Genomic DNA, 18,963 nt, shown 5'->3' with positions numbered 1-18,963 from the left:
GGGTCAGTATCCGAAGACGGAAGGCAGCCAGAGCACCAGCGGCGGGAAGACGACGCAGAGTGCCAGAACGGCGAATTGCAGGATGACGAAGGGAAGCGCCTCGCGGGTCAGTTCGCTCATCGAGACGCGGGTGATGCCGCTCATGACGAAAAGCAGCACGCCCACGGGCGGCGTCATCATGCCCACGACGAGGTTGTACATGAAGAGGAACCCGAAGAAGAGCGGGTCGATGCCGTAGCTGATCGCCATCGGGGCAAAGAGCGGCACCAGCATGATATAGGCCGCGTTCGACTCGATCAGCATGCCGACGACCAGCAGCATCGCCATCACCAGGAGGATGAAGGTCATCGGGTCCGAGGTCAGGTCCTTGATCCAGGATGACAGCCGCATCGGCACCAGATCGAGCGTGAAGACGAAGGTCACGACCGAGGCGAAGGCGATCAGCGCGCCGACCATGGCCGCCATCACCGCGGCGCGGAAAAGACAGCCGGGCAGGTCGGCGAGGCGCAGCTTGCGGGTGATGAAGAGACCCACCACCAGCGCATAGACGACGGCGATGGCCGCGCCCTCGGTGGCGGTGAAGATACCGCCGACGATGCCACCGACGACGATCACCGGCATCAACAGGATCAGGCCCGCGCGCCGGGTCTCGATCAGGGCGTTGCGGACCGAGAAGGGGGTGCCGCTGAGCGCATAGCCCCGGCGCCGGGCGATCAGCGTGGCCAGCGCCATGAACCCGAGCGCGAGGATGATGCCGGGCACGATCCCGGCCATGAACATGCCGCCCACCGACACCGAGGACCCGGCCATCAGTGCATAGACGATCATCGCGTTCGAGGGCGGGATGACTGGGCCCAGATTGGCGGCCGAGGCGATCACCGCGCTGGAATAGCCGTCGGGATAGGTCTTGCGCAGCGCGGGCACCAGCGTCGAGCCCAGCGCGCTGGCCGAGGCGACGGCCGCGCCGCTGACCGAGGCGAAGACCATGCCCGCCAGAATGGTGACATGGGCGACGCCGCCCTGCACCCGGCCGACCAGCGAATTGGCAAAGCTGACGAGGCGGTCGACGATGCCCGCCTTCACCATCAGCTCGCCCGCCAGCATGAACAGCGGAATGGCCATCAGCGGGAAGGAATTCACCGCGAACATCATCCGCTGCGGCAGCACGACCAGATCGAACCCGCCCGTGTAAAGTGCCGCCACCGCGCCCAGCCCGATGGCGAAGGCGAGCGGCGCGCCGATCAGGGCAAGGATGGCGAAGACCGAAACGGCAAGGGCGCTCATAGCAGGGTTTCCTTCCAGGCGTCCTCGCCCCAGACCCGCGGGCCGCCAAGCGCCAGAAGCAGAAGATGCAGCGCCGAATGCGCGGCGCAGAGGCAGACCGGGATGTAGTAAAGCGCGGCGGTGACCGGCAGCGTGGGCATCAGCTCGCCCCATTTGTCCTCGGCCGCGCCAAGGGCCGTGACGAAAACCACGGCCATCAGCATCAGCCCCGCCAGCGCCGAGCCGCGCTGCAACAGATCCTGCCCACGGCCGGGCAAGAGGCGCAGCACGATGTCGATGCCGACATGCACGCCGCGGCGGATGCCATGCGGGATGGCGAGGAAGATCGACCAGACGAAGAAAAGGCGCGACAGCTCGTCGGCGGCGTCGATGGAGGAACTGAGGACATAGCGCTGGAAGACCTGTGCCGCGATCAGCAGCGTCATCGCGCCCATGGCCGCCACGATGGTCCAGCGCGACAGCGCATCGATCAGGTCGACCGCCTTGCGCAAAAGTGCCAGCAGGCCGGCAGAAGCCGGCCCGGGCGAGGGGTGTCCCGACTGGGTCACTGCGCGGCCTGTTGGAGGACGAGGTCGATCACCTCGGGATCGACCCGCGCCTTCAGGCTTTCGGCGATCGAGGCCGTCGCCTCGCGCAGCCGGGCGCGCTCTTCGGCCGAAATCGCGTCGAACTGCATGCCCTCGGCCACCAGCTTGTCGCGGAATTCAAGATCGACCCGCGCGGCTTCGGTCCGCTGCCATTCGATGGCGGTGCGCATCGCGGTCCGCACGGCTTCCTGGTTTTCCGGGCTCAGCGCCTCGAACGCGCCCTTGTTGGCCACGACATTGATGAAATCGAAGAAGTGACCGGTATCCGACAGGTATTTCTGCACCTCGAAGAACCGGCGGGTGTAGATGATGTTGTAGGGGTTTTCCTCGCCATCCAGCACCTTCTGCTGGAGCGCCGAGTAAAGTTCCGAGATGTCCAGCGATTGCGGATTGGCACCGAGCGCGCGGAAGGTTTCCAGATGGACCTCGTTCGGCTGCAGCCGGATCTTGAGCCCTTGGAAATCCTCGAGCTTGGTCAGCGGCCGGGCGCTGTTGGTGACATGGCGGAAACCGAGCTCGCCATAGCCGAGATTGACGAAGCCCTGTTCCAAAAGCGCCTCGTCCATCAGCTTGCCGACAGGGCCGTCCATCACCTCGAAGGCCTTTTCGCGGTTGTCGAACAGGAACGGCAGGCTGACCGCCTCCAGTTCCGGCACCGAGCGGGTGAAATAGGCGATCGAGGTGAACACCGCGAAGATCGCGCCCGACCGGACCTGATCGACGTTTTCCTGCGCGCCGCCCAGCTGCATGGCGGGGAAGTTCTGCACAACGAGATCGCCGCCCGAGAGGCGTTCGACCTCGTCCTTGAAAACGGTCATGGCGCCGGTCGCGCTGTGTTCTTCGGGGAAGTTTCCGGCAACACGCAGCACAGTCTGGGCCGAACCGGCGCCCGCGAGTAGCGAGAGCCCGAGGCAGAGGCCGAAGGCGCGGGGGAGGAGGGATGTCATAGGGCTTGGTCCTTTCCCTGTTGGGGTCCTGTGGTCCGGACGGTGGGGGCCCGCGGCCCGTCCGCCCTGACGTTATCGGGGTGTCATGGGTCCATGTCTCGGCCGAACTGGCGGGTGAGGGCGTCGGGCAGGCCGCTGGCGGCCTTGGCCAAAGGTTTCGATCGCCGCCGGGCAAAGCCTGCCTGACTGCCCAGAGATACCAGCGCCTGGGCCTGCACGGTCGCGGCGGTGATCGGGTCGACCACCAGCGCCTCGACCTCGTTGGCGATCTCGGGGGCCAGCCCCGCCAGCGGCGCGCCGCCGAGGATCACGACATCGGCGTTGTCCTCCTCGACCGCCTGGGCGCAAAGCCGGATCAGTTCGGGGCGCAGGTTCTGCTGAAGGTTGGCCAGATCGCGGACATGGGCGGGGGGCGTGCGCACGCCGGTGAAGCGGGGCATCAACCCGGCATCGCGCACCGAGTCCCCGTACCAGCGCCGCATCACCGGCGAGAAGGTGACGATCGAGATCCGTTCGCCCAGCATCGCCGCCGACATCAGCGCGGCCTCGGCCATGCCGACGATCGGAAAATCGAACAGTTCGCGTGCCCCGGCCAGCCCAGGGTCGCCGAAGGCCGCGATGATCGCCGCGTCGGTGCCTTCGGCATGTTCGGCGATCAGGTCATAGGCCAGCGCGCCGCCGATCTGCGCCTCGGCGCGCGAAGCGATATAAGGAAAGCCGCGTTTGGCGGTCAGAGGCAGGATCTCGGTTTCCGGCGGAGCCACGGTGCGCGCGATTTCGGCCATCCGGTCGGTCATCGCCTCAGTCATGTTCGGGTTAACCAAGAGTAATCGCATCGTTCCGCCACACTGTCCGTCCTACGAGGTCACCATAAGAAATCGCGCGGCAAAGGACATAAATGGCATGCCATTTGGCGATAATGGCATGCCATTCGACCGCGCCGCCCAGATCCGGGGCGCCAGTCTCCGCTACATGCCTAAAAATCGTGCGATTTGTGTCCAGCGATCAGCCGCGCTGGCGGCGGAGCGTCTCGGCGACCGATTCGCCGCTATGGCGCAGATGCTGCCGCCAGATCCGCGCCGCCGCGGCCGGATCGCGGGCACGGAAGGCGGCCATCACCGTCTCGTGCTCGCCGACAGACTGGCGCCAGCGGTCGGCATCGAAGATCGCCATGAACCGCCCGCGCCGGGCGCGCATCGCCACCCGGCGGTGGCTGTCGGTCAAGACCGCATTGCCGGCCTCGACGACGATGGTGTCGTGGATCTCGGTGTTGGTGTCGAAATAGGTCGAGGCATCGCGGGCCTCGTACTGGGCCAGCATCCGCGTGTGCAGGGTTTCCAGCCGGTCCAGTACATCGGCCGTGATGCGCTGGGCCAGACGCTCGGCGGCGAGGCTCTCGATCACCGCGATCAGGTCGAACAGGTCCTCGGCCTCCTCGGCGGTATAATCGACCACCTGGGCCCCCCGATGCAGCGAGATGTCGACCAGACCGTCGACCCGCAGCAGCTTCAGCGCCTCGCGGATCGGCGTGCGCGAGACATTGAGTTCGGCCGAAAGCTTGCGCTCGACCAGCCGCGAGCCGGGCGGCAGGTCGCCCTTGACGATCCGGTCGCGCAGACGGTCTGCGACACGTTCCGCCGAGGCTTGGACGTCGAGCGAGGTATCGGACATTTGCGGAGACCGGTCTTCAAAGTTGAAACACGTGACAGGGTATCACCCGGGGCAAGGGAAACTCCAGACATTCCCCGCCTGTCGGCGCGGCTCTGTGGCTGGCGGGCCGCGGTCGGCCGCGCCGGTCCGGCACCCGCTGCCCACTTGCGGTTCCGGCAGCCTGCGAAGCCGAACCGGCAGGGGCGCGGTGCTGGAAAGCCCTCGCCGGGGTTTCGGGCGGGATGTCCGTGGCGCGCGCCTCCGCAGCCGTCCGGGCCGGGACCGTCGCGCCTAGCGGAGGCAACTCGGGACAGAGGCGTCGATGGCGCGGAGCGCCTCGCAGGCGTCGATCAGGACGCGCCCGTCGCGGGGGCGCAGGCCAGCCCGAAGTGCATCCGCGACGGCCCCGGAGCTCAGCTCGCGCTGGTCCGCAAGCAGCAGCGCGACCACGCCCGTGACATGCGCTGCGGCGACCGACGAGCCGGAATAGTAGCGGTACTGATCGTCCGGCGCCGTGCTGATCACGTCGACCGACGGCGCGGGGATCGCGCTGTCCGCGACGGGACCGGCCGCGATGACCCCGGGAACCGAGGCGGGAAAGGCAGGCGAGGCCGCTTCGCCCCAGGCCGCGACCACGACGATCCCGGCATCGACTGCCGCGCGCACCAGCTCGTCCAGCAGCGGGTCGGCCGGACCGCCGAGGCTCAGGTTCAGCACGTTCATTTCGTTCAGGATCGCGAAGTTCAGGGCGCGGGCCAGCGAGAAGCTGTTGCGGCGGCCGGGCTGGCCGGGGCGCTGCCAGCAGGCGCGCAGGCCGATCAGGTCCGCATCCGGCGCGACGCCGACGATCCCGGCCGCATTGGCCGCATCGGCGGCGATGATCCCGGCGATGGCGGTGCCGTGATCTTCTCCTGTCCCGTCCCGGGTGTCGACGAGGTTCCGGGCCTCCGCGAGGCGTAGCGCCAGGTCGGGATGGGCGCCGTCGATGGCGGAGTCGATCACCTCCCACGCGAATGCCGGCCCCGGTCGAGGCGCGCTGGGCCGCGGTCGCGTTTATGTCGGCCAGGGTGTTCTGGATCGGAAACAGCGGGGCGCCGGACGCGGTCGCGAACGTGTCGAACGTTTGCATCCGCTGGACCGTGCGAATGGCGGCATCGACCCGCATCCGGGTCATGAGCGTGCCCATGTCGGACCGGCCGTCCGTCTCGACCACGAAGCAATGGGCCGAGATCGACTGCAGCGGCCATTCCGCGGTCAGCGTGACGCCGAAGCGGGTCTCGATATCCGCCGCCGCGAGGGCCTCCGGTTCGGCGGCCGGAACGGCGAGGATCAGGTGGGTGTCGGTCGCCATCCCGCTGGCGGGGACAAGACGCCAGACCGGGGCGGGGGCCGGTTCGCCGGTCTGCCCCGCGCGGATCAGAACTGTTGGTCCGGCGCGGCGAATACGATGCCGGGCGTCTGCATCGGCGCAGCCGCCGCAGCCGCAAGGTCGGCCGCGCGTTCGGCGCTGGCGGTGCAGACCCCGCCTTCGGACGGCCCCTACACAAGCGTCAGGCCCTGCCGCGCCAGAACGGCCCGAAGACTTTCGGCGTTCAGGTCCGGAACGGTCTGGAACCGGATCGTTGGCGCGCCGCCGTCGCTGGTCAGGGTCCGGAACCCGTCATCGGACGGCCCGAACGCGACTGCCGCCACCAGGCAGGCGGCGGCGGTCGTTCCGGCCAAGGCCATAGCCTCCCGGACTCCCCTCTGGCGTCCTCCCCAGCCTTCGCGCGGCCGCCGCGCCCGGCTGTCGGCCTCGATCCGCGCCCTCAGGTCGTCCCAGCTTCGGGACAGAGGAACCTCGGAAGGCGCGGTCCCCGCGACCTCGCTTGCAAGGTCGAACTGGCACGCCAGCTTGGCGGCGCAGGCCGGGCAGATGCGAGTGTGATTCCTGACCGCCGCGGCCTCCGGCCCGGGCAGGGACCCGTTCACGTACCACGGAGTGTTGTCCCACACCGCTTTGTGGCGGTCGTCGCTCCGTGCCTTCAGGGCGTCATGAACTGAGCTCTCCGGGATTGTTTGCGCGTCCTCGGACAGCATCGCGCGCAGGCGCTTTCGTCCCGTCATCCTCCGCGTCTTCACGGTGCCCAGGGGGCACCCCAGGATCTCGGCGATATCCGTACGGAGATAGCCGTTGAAATAGGTCAGTTCGACAACGGCCCGCAGTTCGGGTGTCAGGCGCTGCAACGCGCGGGAAAGATCCCGTGCGCGAAGGACCGCCTTGGCACTGTCGCCCTCGTCGCCGATCAGGGGCTCGTCCAGTTCCACGTCGCCCCCGCCGGGCCAGCTTCTGCCGCTGTTTCAAGGACAGCCGGCAAGCGATGCCGAAAAGCCAGGTCGAGGGTTTCGAGCAGCTCGCGAACCGGTCTGCCGTGCGCCAGACGGTCATCAGCGTGTCATTGGCGATTTCCTCGGCGGTCCGCCGAGCGTTGTCGCGAGCGTTGTATTTGAAGGTGCACCCCGGGCCGCCGGTAGGATCTACCGGGGATCGGGCCTGAAGCGGACAAGCGGCTTGGCGCCCCGGTGCGGGTCGTGGCGCATTCCGCGGTCCGCGCGCGGCCCGTTTGTCATAGGGAGCGGGATTTTGTTGGGGGAGTGTGTCGAAGCGGCCCTTCCTGCATTCGCAACCCGCCGGGGCAGGGCAAGCCTAAAAGGGCGCGCGGCGGCGGTTTGCCCGGCGGGGCAGTCGGGCCGACCGACAGTCGGGAAAATGCGTCGGCACCGCCAGTGGCAGGGATGGTGGCGCCGACGGGACAGATGCGTATGATCCGGTTCCGGGGGCGGAACCCGGACCATGCGGGGATCAGGACCGTGGGGAGGAGGACCGGCCCCTGCTTCAGAACGTACCAGACCCCGCCGATGCCGTTGCCGTTCATGTCGACGGGACGGCTGTCGCCTTTGCACTGGTAAAGCGGCATGCCCTTATAGCCCCATTGGGCCGCGCCGTCGGCGCGTTCGATCAGGGATAAGCCGCCTCCGGCGCTGGCGCCGCCCTGGCCGTGACGGGCGGTCAGCTGGCCGCGCAGCCGCCGGTGCAATTGCTGACGCCGGGACGGTCGTTGTCGAAGATGTAAAGCGTCATGCCGGAGCGGTGGACCAGCACGCCATCGCCGGACAAGCCCGCCGGGGCGGCACCGGCTGCCAGCGACAGTGCGGCGCCTGCGATCGGGGACCCAAGTTTCATGGGGCCTCCCCTGTTTTCGGCCCGGACCACTGTGGCCCAGGTCTTGGTTCCGATGGTTTGTGCCCTGGCGTGGCTACAGGAGTCATGCCGTGCCGCGATTTCTTCCCAGCATGTTCTTCAGGATCGGCGGTCCCGCCGGTCCGCCTGGCCTTCGGGGGCGACGAGGGGCAGAGGCTCCCTTGGGCCAGACCGCCACGAACGGAACGCGGCGATGCAGCGAAACCGTCGGCGGCCGTCCGATCCCGAACGACCTGCAATCCGTGTGCGGCGGCGCAGCCGATCCGAAGACCCTCAAGTCGGCCACCGATCCTCAATTGGCCGAGCGTACTAGAGGTCGTTGGCGGGCGTTCCGATCAGCCGGAGAAAGCATGCTTCTGCTCTTCAGTTTTGGCATTGCATGGCGGGTCTACCTTGTGGTGGCGCTTGCGGTCGGGGGCACGGCCTTCATGGCCTGGCAGGCGGTAAGCCTCATGGAGAAAAGCACTTATAGCCTCCGCAAGGTGCACCTGCGCGATATCGTGCAATCGGCGGTGAGCCAGCTGGCTCCCCTGCAGGCCGAGGTCGACGCAGGCACGCTCGGTTCCGAAGAGGCGAAGGCCGAGGGCGTGAAGATCCTCCGCACCATCCGCTACGATGGTAGCAATTATCTGTTTGCCTCCGACATGCGGGGAAACATCGTGGCGCCCCCGCGCGACGACCGGATGGGCACGAACCAATGGAACCTGACCGACCCCAACGGGGTGAGGACCTATCAGGAGCTCATTGCGCATGCGAGAAACCCAGAAGGCGGCGTCGTCCACTATTCGACCGAGCGCGCGGCCGGCGACGGTGACAAGAAGCTTTATCCGAAGATCAGCTACGGAACCGGGTTTGCGCCTTGGGGCTGGATGATCGCGACCGGCAGTTACATCGACGATATCGAGGCGATGGCGGCCGACATGCGCAAGACCCTGATGACGACGCTGCTGGAAGGGCTTGGCGCGATGATCGTGATCCGGCCGATCGACCGCCTGAACGCCCGGATGAAGGCGCTGTCGAGCGGGGATCTGGACAGCGACATTCCCTACATGCGGGGCCGCGCGGAAACCTGGCAGATGGCCCGAAGCATGGTCGTCTTCCGGGACGCCCTCAAGCACAAGGCCGAACTGGAACGGGCCGAGAACGACGCGCGGGCCAGGCGCGAGGCCGATGCAGAGGCACAGAAGAATGTGGTTGCCGCGGTCGGTACGGGCCTGTCCGAACTCGCGCAGGGCGATCTGACCCACACGCTCGATACCCCGTTTCCCGAGCATTTCGAAACCATCCGCTCGAACTTCGACAAGACCCTCATGACCCTGCGGGAGATGCAGTCCGGCGTCGTCGAGAACGCCGACGAGATTCAGGCCCGCGCCGAGGAGGTGGCCTCGGCCTCCGAGGATCTGTCCCATAGGACCGAAAACCAGGCCGCGACCCTGGAAGAGACCGCGGCCGCGCTGGACGAAATCACCAGTTCCGTCCGCAATGCCGCCGAGGGCGCGGTCGAGGTCGAACGGGTGGTGCGGCAGACCCGCGACGATGCCGAACGAAGCGGTCTGATCGTCAACAAGGCGGTCGAGGCGATGTCGGAAATCAAGGCGTCCTCCGAGGGGATTTCGAAGATCACCGGGGCAATCGACGACATCGCCTTCCAGACCAACCTGCTGGCGCTGAATGCGGGCGTCGAGGCTGCGCGGGCGGGCGAGGCGGGACGGGGCTTCGCCGTCGTGGCCTCCGAGGTACGGGCGCTGGCGCAGAATTCCTCTGGCGCGGCCAAGGAAATCAAGCAGCTCATCGAGAAAAGCTCGGAGCATGTCGAGGCCGGCGTCGATCTGGTGAACCGGACCGGCGAGGCCCTGCACGATATCGTCGAACGTGTCGCGAATGTCTCGAAACTTATCAGCGAGATTGCGACCGGGGCACGCGAACAGTCCGCCGGGATCGGCGAGATCAACGCCGGCGTCTCGCAACTGGACCAGGTGACGCAGCAGAACGCAGCCATGGTCGAGGAGGCGACGGCCGCCAGCGTGACACTGCGTCAGGAGGTGGAAAGCCTGCGCCGCCAGATTTCGAGGTTCCGCGTCGACTCGGGGGCATCGGTCGCGCTCATCGCCGAGAAGGCCCCGCGCAGACCGGCGAAACCGGGCAGATCGTTCCCGGCCGCCGACGCGCCCGCTGCGAAGGTGGCAAATGGCGGCTGGACGGATTTCTGAGCCCGGGGGCGTCAGGGCCTGACCCTCCGCTTTGACGCGACGAACGGGCGCCGGGCTCCGCTTGTGACCGGCAGCCCGGGGCTGCGGATCTCGACGCACGTGTCCGCGATGCCGCACGGGCGGGCTGGGTCGTCCTCTCCGGCCGATACGTCCGGCGGGGACGGAGCGTCCGGTCTTGAGGCCGTCAGCCCGTCGCCCGTCTGCCGACATCGCTTTCGGCGCCGCCAAACCGGGCATCGGTCCAGGCGATCAGGCGCGACGTCATGGCGACCTGCCAGAACCGTCCCGCCAGCGTCAACTCGACCGACAGGGGGTGCCCCGTCAGCAACCCGGCGCGCTGCCATTGCGCCAGCAGCGGCGCGGCGTGCGGTTCGAACCCGCCATTGATCCCGCACCCGGCCAAGGCCCGGTCCACCGAGGCGAAGACGAGCCGCCCACGTTCCATACCGGCCTTGATCGCTGCATGGACGGGACCGAGCGGTGCTGGCCTTGTCAGCCCCGCGACCAACCCGGCGCCGCCTGCCGCCGCCCGGTCCCGGTAAGCGTCGAGATCGGGCGTGATGCGGAAGCCGTGGCCTTGCAGGTTGCCGCCCGCGCCCGCGCCGAAGGCCAGGCATTCCGCCCCCGCCTTGACCTCCAGATTATAGAGACTTCGTTCGCGCGTCCCGCGCCGCCAATGGGTCGTCGAAATCGCGTCCCAGCCCGCGCGGTCCATTTCGGCAGCGCCATCGGCATAAAAATGACCAAGCTCGCCGGGTGCGGCGACGGCAAGCTTGCCCTTGTCCTGCGCCATCATCAGCGGCGTGCCCGGGATCGACTTCAGCGAATAGAGGTCGAGCCCGTCGAGCCCCAGCGCCGCGGCCAGACGCACATCCTCCTGGAAGGTGGCGCGGTCCTGGCCCGGCAGCCCGTAGATCAGATCGATCACCACGGCCCCCCGGTCCAGCCGTATTAGCCCCTCGAGAAAACGCACCGTCTCGGCCCGGGTCGACTTGCGCCCCATGCGACGCCGCACGCCGTCATCGAAGCTCTGCACGCCAAGCGAGATGCGGTTCACGCCTGCGTCGAAGGCCGCGCGCGCCTTTTCAAGCCCGAAGCTGACGATCCGGCCTTCCAGCGTGATCTCGCAATCGGGCGTCAGTGGCAGGTGTCGGTGCAGCCCCTCGACCAGCCGGGCAATGTCGCGGGCGGCCAGCGCCGTCGGGGTGCCGCCGCCCAGATAGACCGCCCTCAGCGGGTGGCCCTGCTGCGCTGCGGTCCGGGCGCCGGCGGCAAGCTGCGCCAGCACCGCATCCACATAGGGCGCACCCATCTCGCGCCGCCAGGGGTTCTGGTAGAACCCGCAGAAGAGGCAGCGGTTTTCGCAAAAGGGAACATGCACATAGGCGACCGAAGGCCCGGTACGCGGTGACGCGGTCAGCCTTTCCCAAAGCCCGGCGACCTCCTCGGGGGCGACGGCCATTCCGCCGCCATGGGCATGCGCGCCCATCCGGCCGGAAAACGCATCGGCCAGCGGGTCGGTCGAGGTGCGGGCAAAGAAGGCGTCTGTGTCGCGGAGCTCTGCCGCCGGTCTGTGAACGTTCATCTGCACCTCTGGTGGGCAATGAGCGCAGGGGACCGGGCGGACGGCTTGGGCCTGACTTGGGTGTTTGCGGCCGGTCGTGTGACCAGCCGTTTCCTGACGATTATTATCGGATAATTCCGTCCGGGAAAAGACCCGGTTTCAGGGCCGGTCGCAGGCTTTGGCAGCGGCGTCCGCCCCGGCCTGCCCGCAGGCGGACCGGGGCGTGCCTCTTACTCGACCGGGATCGCCTGCAATTCCGGTTCGTCGTGATGGTGATGCTCGCGCACCGGCCGCATGAAGAGATTGGCGAAGAAGGCCACGACCAGAAGCGCCGCCATGCAATACATCGTCGTGTTATAAAGCGAGGGCGTCGGATCGATGGTGCCCGGGGGGACGATTTCCATCAGGCCCGCGATGGTCACGGTCTTGGCCGCCACCAGCTGATCAAGCTGCGACAGCGGCGCGCCGAACTTCTGGGCGAAAGCCGCCGGGTCGACCCGGCCTGCCAGATCCTGGATGGCGTTGGTCACCGACATCTGCCTCAGCGAGGTGATGGCCAGCGGCCCCAGCACGCCCGCGGTGGACCAGGCGGTCAAGAGCCGTCCGTGGATGCCGCCCACATGCATCGTGCCGAACATGTCGGCCAGATAGGCAGGGATGGTGGCGAAGCCGCCGCCATACATCGAGAAGATGATCATCGTCGCGGCGTAGAAGCCGATCAGATAGATCATCGCCGGGTTGGTCGCCACGGCCGACGCGAAATAGGGGATCGACAGATAGAGCAGCGTGCCCAGCACGAAGAAGCACATGTAGGTCGCCTTGCGCCCGATATGGTCCGAGGCCGAGGCCCAGAAGAACCGCCCCAGCATGTTGAAGACCGAGATCATCAGCACATAGGTCGAGGCGAAGGCGGCGGTGACGACCAGCGGCATCACCGAGCCGAAGATTTCCGACATCATCGTCTTGGCCACGCCGATCACGCCGATGCCCGCCGTCACGTTGAAGCAGAGCATCACCCACATCTGCCAGAATTGCGGGGTCTTCAGGGCCTGGTCGATATGCACGTTGTTCTGGGACACCATGCCCGAGGCCACCGGCTTCGGTGACCAGCCGGCGGGTTTCCAGCCCTCGGCCGGAACGCGGTACTGAAAGGCGGCAAAGATCATCACCACCAGATAGACGACGCCCAGCGTCAGGAAGGTCTGCGCGGCCCCCGTCGCGCCGGTGCCGACGACGTAAAGGCCCGCCTCGCCGCCGAACTCGGCAGCCTGCTTGGCCGAGGCCGCGACCACCTCGACCTTGCCGGCGGCGGTTTCGGCGAAGATCCGGCCGCCCTCGACGACCGTCGCCACCGCATCTTGCGGGCCCAGATAGTCGGGCGCGCGCTTGAACAGGTCGAGCAGCCAGCCCTTGACCGGGGCCGCGATCATCGCGCCGCCGCCAAAGCCCATGATCGCCATGCCGGTCGCCATGCCGCGCCGGTCGGGGAACCACCGGATCAGGGTCGAGACCGGCGAGACATAGCCCAGCCCCAGCCCGCAGCCGCCAAGCACGCCATAGCCGAGATAGACCAGCCAGAGCTGGTGCGCCGAGATCCCGAACGAGCCGATGATGAACCCGCCGCCCCAGAGGATCGCGGCGACGACGCCGACCATGCGCGGGCCGACCTCTTCGAGCCATTTGCCCGCGAAGGCCGCCGCGAGGCCCAGAAAGACGATGGCGACCGAGAAGATCCAGACCACCGAGCCCAACGTCCAGTCGTCGGCCCCCGAAGCCACCACGCCCAGTTCGCGGGTCAGCGGCGGGTTGAAGACCGACCAGGCATAGACCGAGCCGATGCAAAGATGGATCGCGATGGATGCCGGCGGGACGCGCCAGCGGTTGAAGCCGGGTTCGGCCACGATATGGCTCTTGTGCAAGAAGCCCAGCGCGCCGCCTGAGGCGTTGCTCATGATGTTCCTCCCTTGATTGGCGCCGCGGGCGGTCTCCTCCAGGCCGTCCGGGCGGCATGCTGTCGCATGCAATCAGAGAAAGGCAGGCAAGGGCTTGCGCTGTCAAATGAATTTCTTATTTATAACAACAAGGTGCGGGAATTTTTGTCGCCGCTTCGGCAGACCCGCCTCCGGAAGCTGGACATTTTGTCCCGAAACGCTCCGCCCGCACCGCGAAACTGCGTCACCCTGTCCGCATCACGTTTTTTTCGCGCCGGGCAGGAAAACCCGGAACCGGCTTCCGTGCCCGGGGATCGACTCGGCGGTGATGCGGCCTCCGGCCCGGCTCACGATCTGCTGGCTGATCGACAGGCCAAGCCCGGTCCCCTGCGCCTGTTTCGTCGTGAAGAACGGATCGAAGACCCGGGGCAGGACCTCGGGGGCGATACCGGTCCCGCTGTCTTCGACCGTCACCTCGACCCCGTCCTTGCAGTCCTTCGCGACCACCCGCAGGCTGCCGCCCTCGGGCATGGCATGGACCGCGTTCAGGATGAGGTTCACGATCACCTGTTGCAATTCGGTGCGCGGCATGAAGACGGTCCCCGTGCCCTCGGCGCTGATCTCGCTGGCGATCCCGGCGGCCTGGACCTGATGGCGGGTCAGCACCAGACAGTCCTTCACCACCTCGGCGGGGGCGATCAGATCGGCCGAACCGGAATAATCCTCGGGACGGGCGAATTGCAGCAGCTTCGAGACGATGACACCGATCCGGTAGACCTGATCGTCGATCAGCGCGAATTCCTCGGCGACCTTGTCAGCCTCGGCGCCCAGCGTGTTGCGGGCAAGGTCCAGATTGCCCTGGATGACCGCGACCGGGTTGTTGATCTCATGCGCGACCGAGGCGGTGATTTCGCCCACCGCCGCCAGCTTTTCGGACATGATCAGCCGTTCGGTCGTGCGTTCCAGCCGCAAATTGGCGGCGCGCAGGTCGCGCGTGCGCTCTTCGACGCGGGTCTCGAGGCTTTCGGCCCAGCTGCGCAATTCGCGGTCGCGCGCTTGCAGGCGATCGAGCAGGCTGTCGAAATGGTGCGCGAGCTGGGCGATTTCGCCACCCGCCCCGGTCGGGCGGTTGCGCGCTGCCAGGTCTCCGGCCTCGACCTGGGCGATGGTGCGGGTCATGCCTTCGAGGGGCCGAAAGATGTGGCCCGCCCAGCGCAGAAAGACCGGAACCGACACCAGTGCGATCAGCACGAAGGCCGCGCTCAGTGCCAGGATCGAGGTGCGCTTGGCCTCACGGAACGGGGTTTCGAGAAAGCCGACATAGAGCATCCCAACCCGGCGGCCGAAGCTGTCGAGGATCGGCTCATAGGCCGAGATATACCACTCGTTGACGACAAAGGCGCGGTCGAGCCAGATCCGCCCCTCGTCCAGCACCTGCGCGCGCACCTCGGCCGAGACCCGCGTGCCAAGGGCGCGGACAGTCTCGAACAGGCGCACATTGGTCGAGACGCGCACATCGTCGAGAAACAGCGTCGCGGTGCCCTGGCTGCCATCAGGCAGGCTCTGGTCGCGATAGACCAGCGCATTGATCGTGTCGATGAAATCGAGGTTGCGGTTCAGCAGCCGCCCCCCCACAAGCGCGACCCGCCTGCCATCGGGCAGCACCAGCGGTGCGGCCGAGTGGATGATCATCCCGCGCGTCTCGTCGGTCCGGTCGGTCGGAACCGCCGCGCGGGTGTTGACCAGCGCGATCTCGGCCCGATGCGCCAGCCCGGGCGCGAGGGCCTCAAGCTGACCGGCGCCGAGGATGTCGATTGCGCTTTGCCGCTGGCCGTCAAGCGCCGCGGCAATCACCGGCCAGGCGCGTTCGGAGGGCAGCGGCCCGGCGATGCGCAGAAAGTCGAGCCCGAGCCTTTGCCGTTCGCCTTCCAGATAGGCCGCCTGCCGCCCGGCCCCGATTGCCTCGTGCAGATCGACCGACCGGGCGACCGCATCCACCCGCTCTCCCGACATCTCGATCAGCCGGGCAAGGTATTGGTCGGCGATGGTCAGATCGCCGGTGACCTTGGTCACAAGCAGGTTGTCGATCTTCGTCGACCAGCGCCACATCGCGCTGCCCAGCATGACCGGCAGAAGCACCAGCATCGGCAAGAGTGCGATTACCAGCAGACGGACCCGGACCGAACCGAGGATGCCGGGCAGGCGTGGCATCGGCTAAAGGCCCCAGGCCGCGCATTTCCGGTCGATGGTCTTGCGCGAGACCCCCAGGCGGCGCGCCGCCTCGGACCGGTTGCCGTCCAGCGCCTCCAGAGCCCGCAGGATCTCGCGCCGCTCGATGTCCTCCAGGGGCGCGATCTCGGTGCCGGTCTGCGGCGGCCCCAGGGTTTCGACCGGAAAGCGCCCGAAGATCAGCGCGCGCTCGATGAAATTCTGCAATTCCCGGATGTTGCCTGGCCAGTCGTGGCGCAGCATGGCCGACCGCACGGACGAGGTCATGTCAAGCCGAGGCAGGTTCAGCGCGGCCGACAGTTCGGTCTGAAAAAGCTCGGCCAGCTCCAGAATGTCCGAACTCCGCTCTTTCAGGGCGGGCATCCGGACTTCGATCACGTTGATGCGGAACAGCAGATCCTCGCGGAACCGCCCTTCCTGCACCGCCTTTTGCAGCGGTCTGGTCGAGGCGATCACGAAGCGCAGCTGAAGCTGTATGTCGCGCTCGGTGCCGATGGGGCGGATGACGCCGTCTTCGAGAACCCGAAGCAGCGCTGTCTGGGCATTGGCGCCCAGTTCGCTGACGTCGTCCAGAAAGACCGTCCCGCCCGAGGCCGAGGCCAGCAGGCCCTCGCGCCCGGACCGCGCGCCGGGAAACGCGCCCGCGGCATGGCCGAACAACTCGTATTCGATCATGTCGGCGGGGATCGCGCCGCACTGGATCGCCACGAAGGGGGCGCTGCTGCGGCCGGAATGGCAATGGATATGCCGCGCCGCGACCTCCTTGCCCGACCCGGACGCGCCCAGGATCAGCACCGGAGTCGAAAGCGGCGCGACGCGCTCGAGGATCTGGCGCACCTCGGCAATGGCGGGCGACTGGCCGATCAGCTCGCGGCGGCGGGTCCCGGAGGCCCCGTTTTCAAGCTCGCGGCGCAAAAGGAAGTTTTCGCGTCTCAGCCTGGCCAGTTCAAGACAGCGGCCGACCGCGTTCAGGATCTGGTTCGACCGGAACGGTTTCAGCAGAAAATCCGACACCCCGGCGCGCAGGGCCTCGATGGCGGTCTGCAGGTCGGCATAGGCGGTGATCATGATGGTGTCGGTGAACCCGCCCCGATCGCGCTGGGTTTGCAGCCAGTCGAGTCCCTTTCGGCCGGGCATCAGGTTGTCGAGGACCATCACGTCATATTGGCGGGCGGCCAGCAGCCGTTCTGCCGCCTCGGTGTCGGGCGCCTCGTCCACGGCGCGGCAAAGCGGCCGGAGCGTCTTGACCATGAAGTGTCGCATCCCGGGTTCGTCATCGACGATCAGGACGCTGGCCGTGCTCAGGAGGCTTGCGGTTTCTTCCCGATTTTCTGACATCCGATCCGCTTTTCGAAGCCCTTTGTACCTGCGTCTAGGTCGAGACGGGAGATCGGCGGGGCGCGGTGCCCCTGCCGCGCCGGAGAATCGCGTGCCACATCGGTCAGGTCATGCGCGCAGGGGCTTCGGCCCATTGCTCTCCGCCATGTGATTCTGGGATGTGCCCTGGATATGGGCGCGTTGCACGAGCCTCCCCTCTCGTGACTGTCCATGGTCCCAACCCTGCCGACCCGGTCCCGGGCCGGTCGATCTTTCTCCCTGACAGAAAGGGCTAAAGGCGATGGAACGAGGACGCAAGCACCGAGGTGCCCGGGTGAGCGCATCCGGGGGCGACGGTCATGCCGGGCGGCGCGGGGGCGAAAGGGGGCGGGCGCGAGAGCCGGATCGGGTCCGGTCCGGCACGCGCCAGGGCGCCGAAAGCGGTGAACCGTCTTCGGCACGGGCATGTCGCATCAAGGATGGGTATAGCCTGGAGCGGGTAGCGGGAATCGAACCCGCGCCAAGAGCTTGGAAGGCTCGTGTGATACCATTTCACCATACCCGCGAAAGGCCCGACACAGGTATGTCACGTCCCTCATCGGGTCAAGCGGCTTGTGCATCCGCATCGCCTGACGGGGGAAGCGGGGATGGCCCGCGCCGCCCTGAAGGCGGGCCTCAGGCGTTGCGGGCGGCCTCGGCGGCAATCGCGCGGATGTCGCAGCGGAAGATGCCCAGATCTTTCAGGTCGCGGTCGGACAGGGCCGAAAGCTCGCGAACGGTCTGGCGGCGGATGCTGCTGCGGCGGCCGATCTGGAGAAGGGTCTCGGCGAGGGCCGAAAGGCGGAAGGAAAGGGCCGAATTCGGCGCGGCCTGGGTCAGGCTGGTCATGGGAATATCCTCTGTTCGTGCGAGCCCGACATCTATGGAATTTCTGCGCGCGCACAATCGACGACGCGGAATTGCCGCCATGCAGCCCCTGCAACAGGCGCATCGGATCGCCGCTCTGCTGCCCGGGATCTGCCGCAAACGGCGCCATACGCCCAGAAAGCGCCCGGCTTTTCGCGGCCGGGGCCCGGTCAAATCGGTCCAGGCCCCCTTGGCGGCGCCGAATCGGGCAGGGATGGCGTCGGGTTTCGGCGGCTTGACGCGGGCCTCGCGGCTTTCAGAATGGCACTCGGAGCGCAGGGCAGGGAGGACAGACATGACCCGCGATTTCGCCATCTACCCCAGTCTCAGGGGGCGCCGGGTCTTTGTGACCGGCGGGGCCTCGGGCATCGGCGCCGAGATCGTCGCGGCCTTCGCCGCGCAGGGCGCGCGGGTGGGATTTGTCGATCTGGACGGCGCGGCGGCCGGGGCGCTTTGCGACCGGCTGGGGGGCGAGGTCCATCACGAAACCTGCGATCTGCGCGACATCGCTGCGCTCAGGGACGCTTTCGCCGCGCTGAAGACCCGGATCGGACCGGCCGAGGTGCTGGTCAACAATGCCGCCCGCGACGACCGTCACGACTGGGCCGAGGTCACGCCCGACTACTGGGACGAGCGCATGGCCACCAACCTGCGCCACATGTTCTTCGCGATCCAGGCCGTGGCCCCCGACATGATCGCGGCGGGCGGCGGGGCCGTCGTCAACCTCGCCTCGAATTCCTGGATGGAGGCGGTGGGCGGCTTTCCCGCCTACGCGACCGCCAAGGCGGCGGTGCACGGGCTCACCCGGACCCTCGCGCGCGATCTCGGCCCGCACCGGATCCGGGTCAATACCGTGGTCCCCGGCTGGATCATGACCGAGCGGCAGAAGGCCCTCTGGGTCACGCCCGAGAAGCTGGAACAGCATCGCAGGCGGCAATGCCTGCCCGACCTGATCGACCCGGTCTATGTGGCGCGGATGGTCCTGTTCCTGAGTTCGGACGATGCCGCCATGTGCAGCGCCAGCAATTATATGGTCGAGGCCGGGTCGATCTGACCGCCCGGCGCGCTGCCCATCCGGCGGGCAGGTGACCCAAGGC

The 18,963-nt window shown here is 67.4% G+C and carries 16 protein-coding genes, 1 tRNA gene and 1 pseudogene; 2 read left to right on the top strand and 16 right to left on the bottom strand.

The features are described from left to right. Positions 1–3: 3 nt before the first annotated feature. The 10 genes and pseudogenes from C8N38_RS03725 to C8N38_RS21605 form a co-directional block, all read right to left on the bottom strand. Positions 4–1,284, bottom strand: coding sequence for a TRAP transporter large permease (locus C8N38_RS03725; RefSeq protein ID WP_108024066.1), 1,281 nt, complete (start codon positions 1,282–1,284; stop codon positions 4–6). Then, the gene (locus C8N38_RS03720; protein ID WP_108024064.1) at positions 1,281–1,832 is read right to left on the bottom strand and encodes a TRAP transporter small permease; all 552 of its coding nucleotides are present in this window, start codon (positions 1,830–1,832) and stop codon (positions 1,281–1,283) included. Before C8N38_RS03720 ends, C8N38_RS03725 begins: the two co-directional genes overlap by 4 nt. After that, entirely contained in the window at positions 1,829–2,818 is a 990-nt protein-coding gene (locus C8N38_RS03715) for a TRAP transporter substrate-binding protein (RefSeq protein WP_108024062.1), read from the bottom strand. Before C8N38_RS03715 ends, C8N38_RS03720 begins: the two co-directional genes overlap by 4 nt. Before the next feature lie 83 nt (positions 2,819–2,901). After that, positions 2,902–3,654: an aspartate/glutamate racemase family protein gene (locus C8N38_RS03710; protein WP_108024060.1), complete on the bottom strand. Its 753-nt coding sequence runs from the start codon at positions 3,652–3,654 to the stop codon at positions 2,902–2,904. A 169-nt stretch (positions 3,655–3,823) separates the two neighbouring features. Beyond that, a complete protein-coding gene (locus tag C8N38_RS03705) occupies positions 3,824–4,489 on the bottom strand; it encodes a GntR family transcriptional regulator (RefSeq protein ID WP_108024059.1) in 666 nt (221 codons plus the stop codon). Positions 4,490–4,759: 270 nt separating this feature from the next. Then, positions 4,760–5,470, bottom strand: a complete 711-nt coding sequence (locus C8N38_RS03700; protein WP_108024056.1) for a S8 family serine peptidase — start codon at positions 5,468–5,470, stop codon at positions 4,760–4,762. A 537-nt stretch (positions 5,471–6,007) separates the two neighbouring features. Next, positions 6,008–6,775 carry an RNA polymerase sigma factor gene (locus tag C8N38_RS03695; protein ID WP_108024055.1) on the bottom strand — a complete coding sequence of 256 codons (768 nt, stop codon included), beginning with the start codon at positions 6,773–6,775 and terminating at the stop codon, positions 6,008–6,010. Between the two features lie 22 nt (positions 6,776–6,797). Next, a pseudogene (locus C8N38_RS22265) lies at positions 6,798–6,917 on the bottom strand (hypothetical protein); the annotation flags it as partial. A 157-nt stretch (positions 6,918–7,074) separates the two neighbouring features. Then, positions 7,075–7,425 (bottom strand): COG4315 family predicted lipoprotein, encoded by a 351-nt coding sequence (locus tag C8N38_RS22260; RefSeq protein WP_425440020.1) that lies wholly within the window; start codon positions 7,423–7,425, stop codon positions 7,075–7,077. Between the two features lie 92 nt (positions 7,426–7,517). After that, positions 7,518–7,691 (bottom strand): COG4315 family predicted lipoprotein, encoded by a 174-nt coding sequence (locus C8N38_RS21605; protein ID WP_215731076.1) that lies wholly within the window; start codon positions 7,689–7,691, stop codon positions 7,518–7,520. 368 nt (positions 7,692–8,059) lie between these two features. Here C8N38_RS21605 and C8N38_RS03680 point away from each other — a divergent pair, with 368 nt between their 5' ends. Further along, positions 8,060–9,919: a methyl-accepting chemotaxis protein gene (locus tag C8N38_RS03680; protein WP_158272294.1), complete on the top strand. Its 1,860-nt coding sequence runs from the start codon at positions 8,060–8,062 to the stop codon at positions 9,917–9,919. A 184-nt stretch (positions 9,920–10,103) separates the two neighbouring features. Here C8N38_RS03680 and hutW read toward each other — a convergent pair whose 3' ends face one another. The 6 genes from hutW to C8N38_RS03650 form a co-directional block, all read right to left on the bottom strand. Then, positions 10,104–11,504 (bottom strand): heme anaerobic degradation radical SAM methyltransferase ChuW/HutW, encoded by a 1,401-nt coding sequence (gene hutW / locus C8N38_RS03675; RefSeq protein ID WP_108024051.1) that lies wholly within the window; start codon positions 11,502–11,504, stop codon positions 10,104–10,106. Between the two features lie 209 nt (positions 11,505–11,713). Then, positions 11,714–13,435, bottom strand: a complete 1,722-nt coding sequence (locus C8N38_RS03670; protein WP_108024050.1) for an OFA family MFS transporter — start codon at positions 13,433–13,435, stop codon at positions 11,714–11,716. 237 nt (positions 13,436–13,672) lie between these two features. Next, on the bottom strand, positions 13,673–15,625 hold the full coding sequence (locus C8N38_RS03665; RefSeq protein ID WP_108024048.1) for a sensor histidine kinase: 1,953 nt from the start codon (positions 15,623–15,625) through the stop codon (positions 13,673–13,675). A gap of 3 nt (positions 15,626–15,628) precedes the next feature. Next, entirely contained in the window at positions 15,629–16,981 is a 1,353-nt protein-coding gene (locus C8N38_RS03660; RefSeq protein ID WP_108024046.1) for a sigma-54-dependent transcriptional regulator, read from the bottom strand. Between the two features lie 470 nt (positions 16,982–17,451). Continuing rightward, a tRNA-Gly gene (locus C8N38_RS03655) sits at positions 17,452–17,525 on the bottom strand. Between the two features lie 110 nt (positions 17,526–17,635). Continuing rightward, positions 17,636–17,848: a DUF1127 domain-containing protein gene (locus tag C8N38_RS03650; RefSeq protein ID WP_108024044.1), complete on the bottom strand. Its 213-nt coding sequence runs from the start codon at positions 17,846–17,848 to the stop codon at positions 17,636–17,638. A 313-nt stretch (positions 17,849–18,161) separates the two neighbouring features. Here C8N38_RS03650 and C8N38_RS03645 point away from each other — a divergent pair, with 313 nt between their 5' ends. Beyond that, positions 18,162–18,920: an SDR family NAD(P)-dependent oxidoreductase gene (locus tag C8N38_RS03645; RefSeq protein ID WP_108024043.1), complete on the top strand. Its 759-nt coding sequence runs from the start codon at positions 18,162–18,164 to the stop codon at positions 18,918–18,920. Positions 18,921–18,963: the final 43 nt, after the last annotated feature.

Origin of the sequence: Rhodovulum kholense (genome assembly GCF_003053725.1) — a bacterium.
GTDB lineage: Bacteria > Pseudomonadota > Alphaproteobacteria > Rhodobacterales > Rhodobacteraceae > Rhodovulum > Rhodovulum kholense.
Note: the sequence above shows the minus strand (reverse complement) of the source record. Positions and strands in the feature narration are given on the sequence as shown.

Excerpts from the sequence above, each read along its gene's own strand:
- C8N38_RS03665 (WP_108024048.1), bottom strand. The coding sequence starts at position 15,625 with ATGCCACGCCTGCCCGGCATCCTCGGTTCGGTCCGGGTCCGTCTGCTG.
- C8N38_RS03670 (WP_108024050.1), bottom strand. The coding sequence starts at position 13,435 with ATGAGCAACGCCTCAGGCGGCGCGCTGGGCTTCTTGCACAAGAGCCAT.
- C8N38_RS03660 (WP_108024046.1), bottom strand. The coding sequence starts at position 16,981 with ATGTCAGAAAATCGGGAAGAAACCGCAAGCCTCCTGAGCACGGCCAGC.
- C8N38_RS03680 (WP_158272294.1), top strand. The coding sequence starts at position 8,060 with ATGCTTCTGCTCTTCAGTTTTGGCATTGCATGGCGGGTCTACCTTGTG.
- C8N38_RS22260 (WP_425440020.1), bottom strand. The coding sequence starts at position 7,425 with ATGCCGCTTTACCAGTGCAAAGGCGACAGCCGTCCCGTCGACATGAAC.
- C8N38_RS03645 (WP_108024043.1), top strand. The coding sequence starts at position 18,162 with ATGACCCGCGATTTCGCCATCTACCCCAGTCTCAGGGGGCGCCGGGTC.
- C8N38_RS03705 (WP_108024059.1), bottom strand. The coding sequence starts at position 4,489 with ATGTCCGATACCTCGCTCGACGTCCAAGCCTCGGCGGAACGTGTCGCA.
- C8N38_RS03650 (WP_108024044.1), bottom strand. The coding sequence starts at position 17,848 with ATGACCAGCCTGACCCAGGCCGCGCCGAATTCGGCCCTTTCCTTCCGC.
- C8N38_RS03710 (WP_108024060.1), bottom strand. The coding sequence starts at position 3,654 with ATGCGATTACTCTTGGTTAACCCGAACATGACTGAGGCGATGACCGAC.
- C8N38_RS03715 (WP_108024062.1), bottom strand. The coding sequence starts at position 2,818 with ATGACATCCCTCCTCCCCCGCGCCTTCGGCCTCTGCCTCGGGCTCTCG.
- C8N38_RS03725 (WP_108024066.1), bottom strand. The coding sequence starts at position 1,284 with ATGAGCGCCCTTGCCGTTTCGGTCTTCGCCATCCTTGCCCTGATCGGC.
- hutW (WP_108024051.1), bottom strand. The coding sequence starts at position 11,504 with ATGAACGTTCACAGACCGGCGGCAGAGCTCCGCGACACAGACGCCTTC.
- C8N38_RS21605 (WP_215731076.1), bottom strand. The coding sequence starts at position 7,691 with ATGAAACTTGGGTCCCCGATCGCAGGCGCCGCACTGTCGCTGGCAGCC.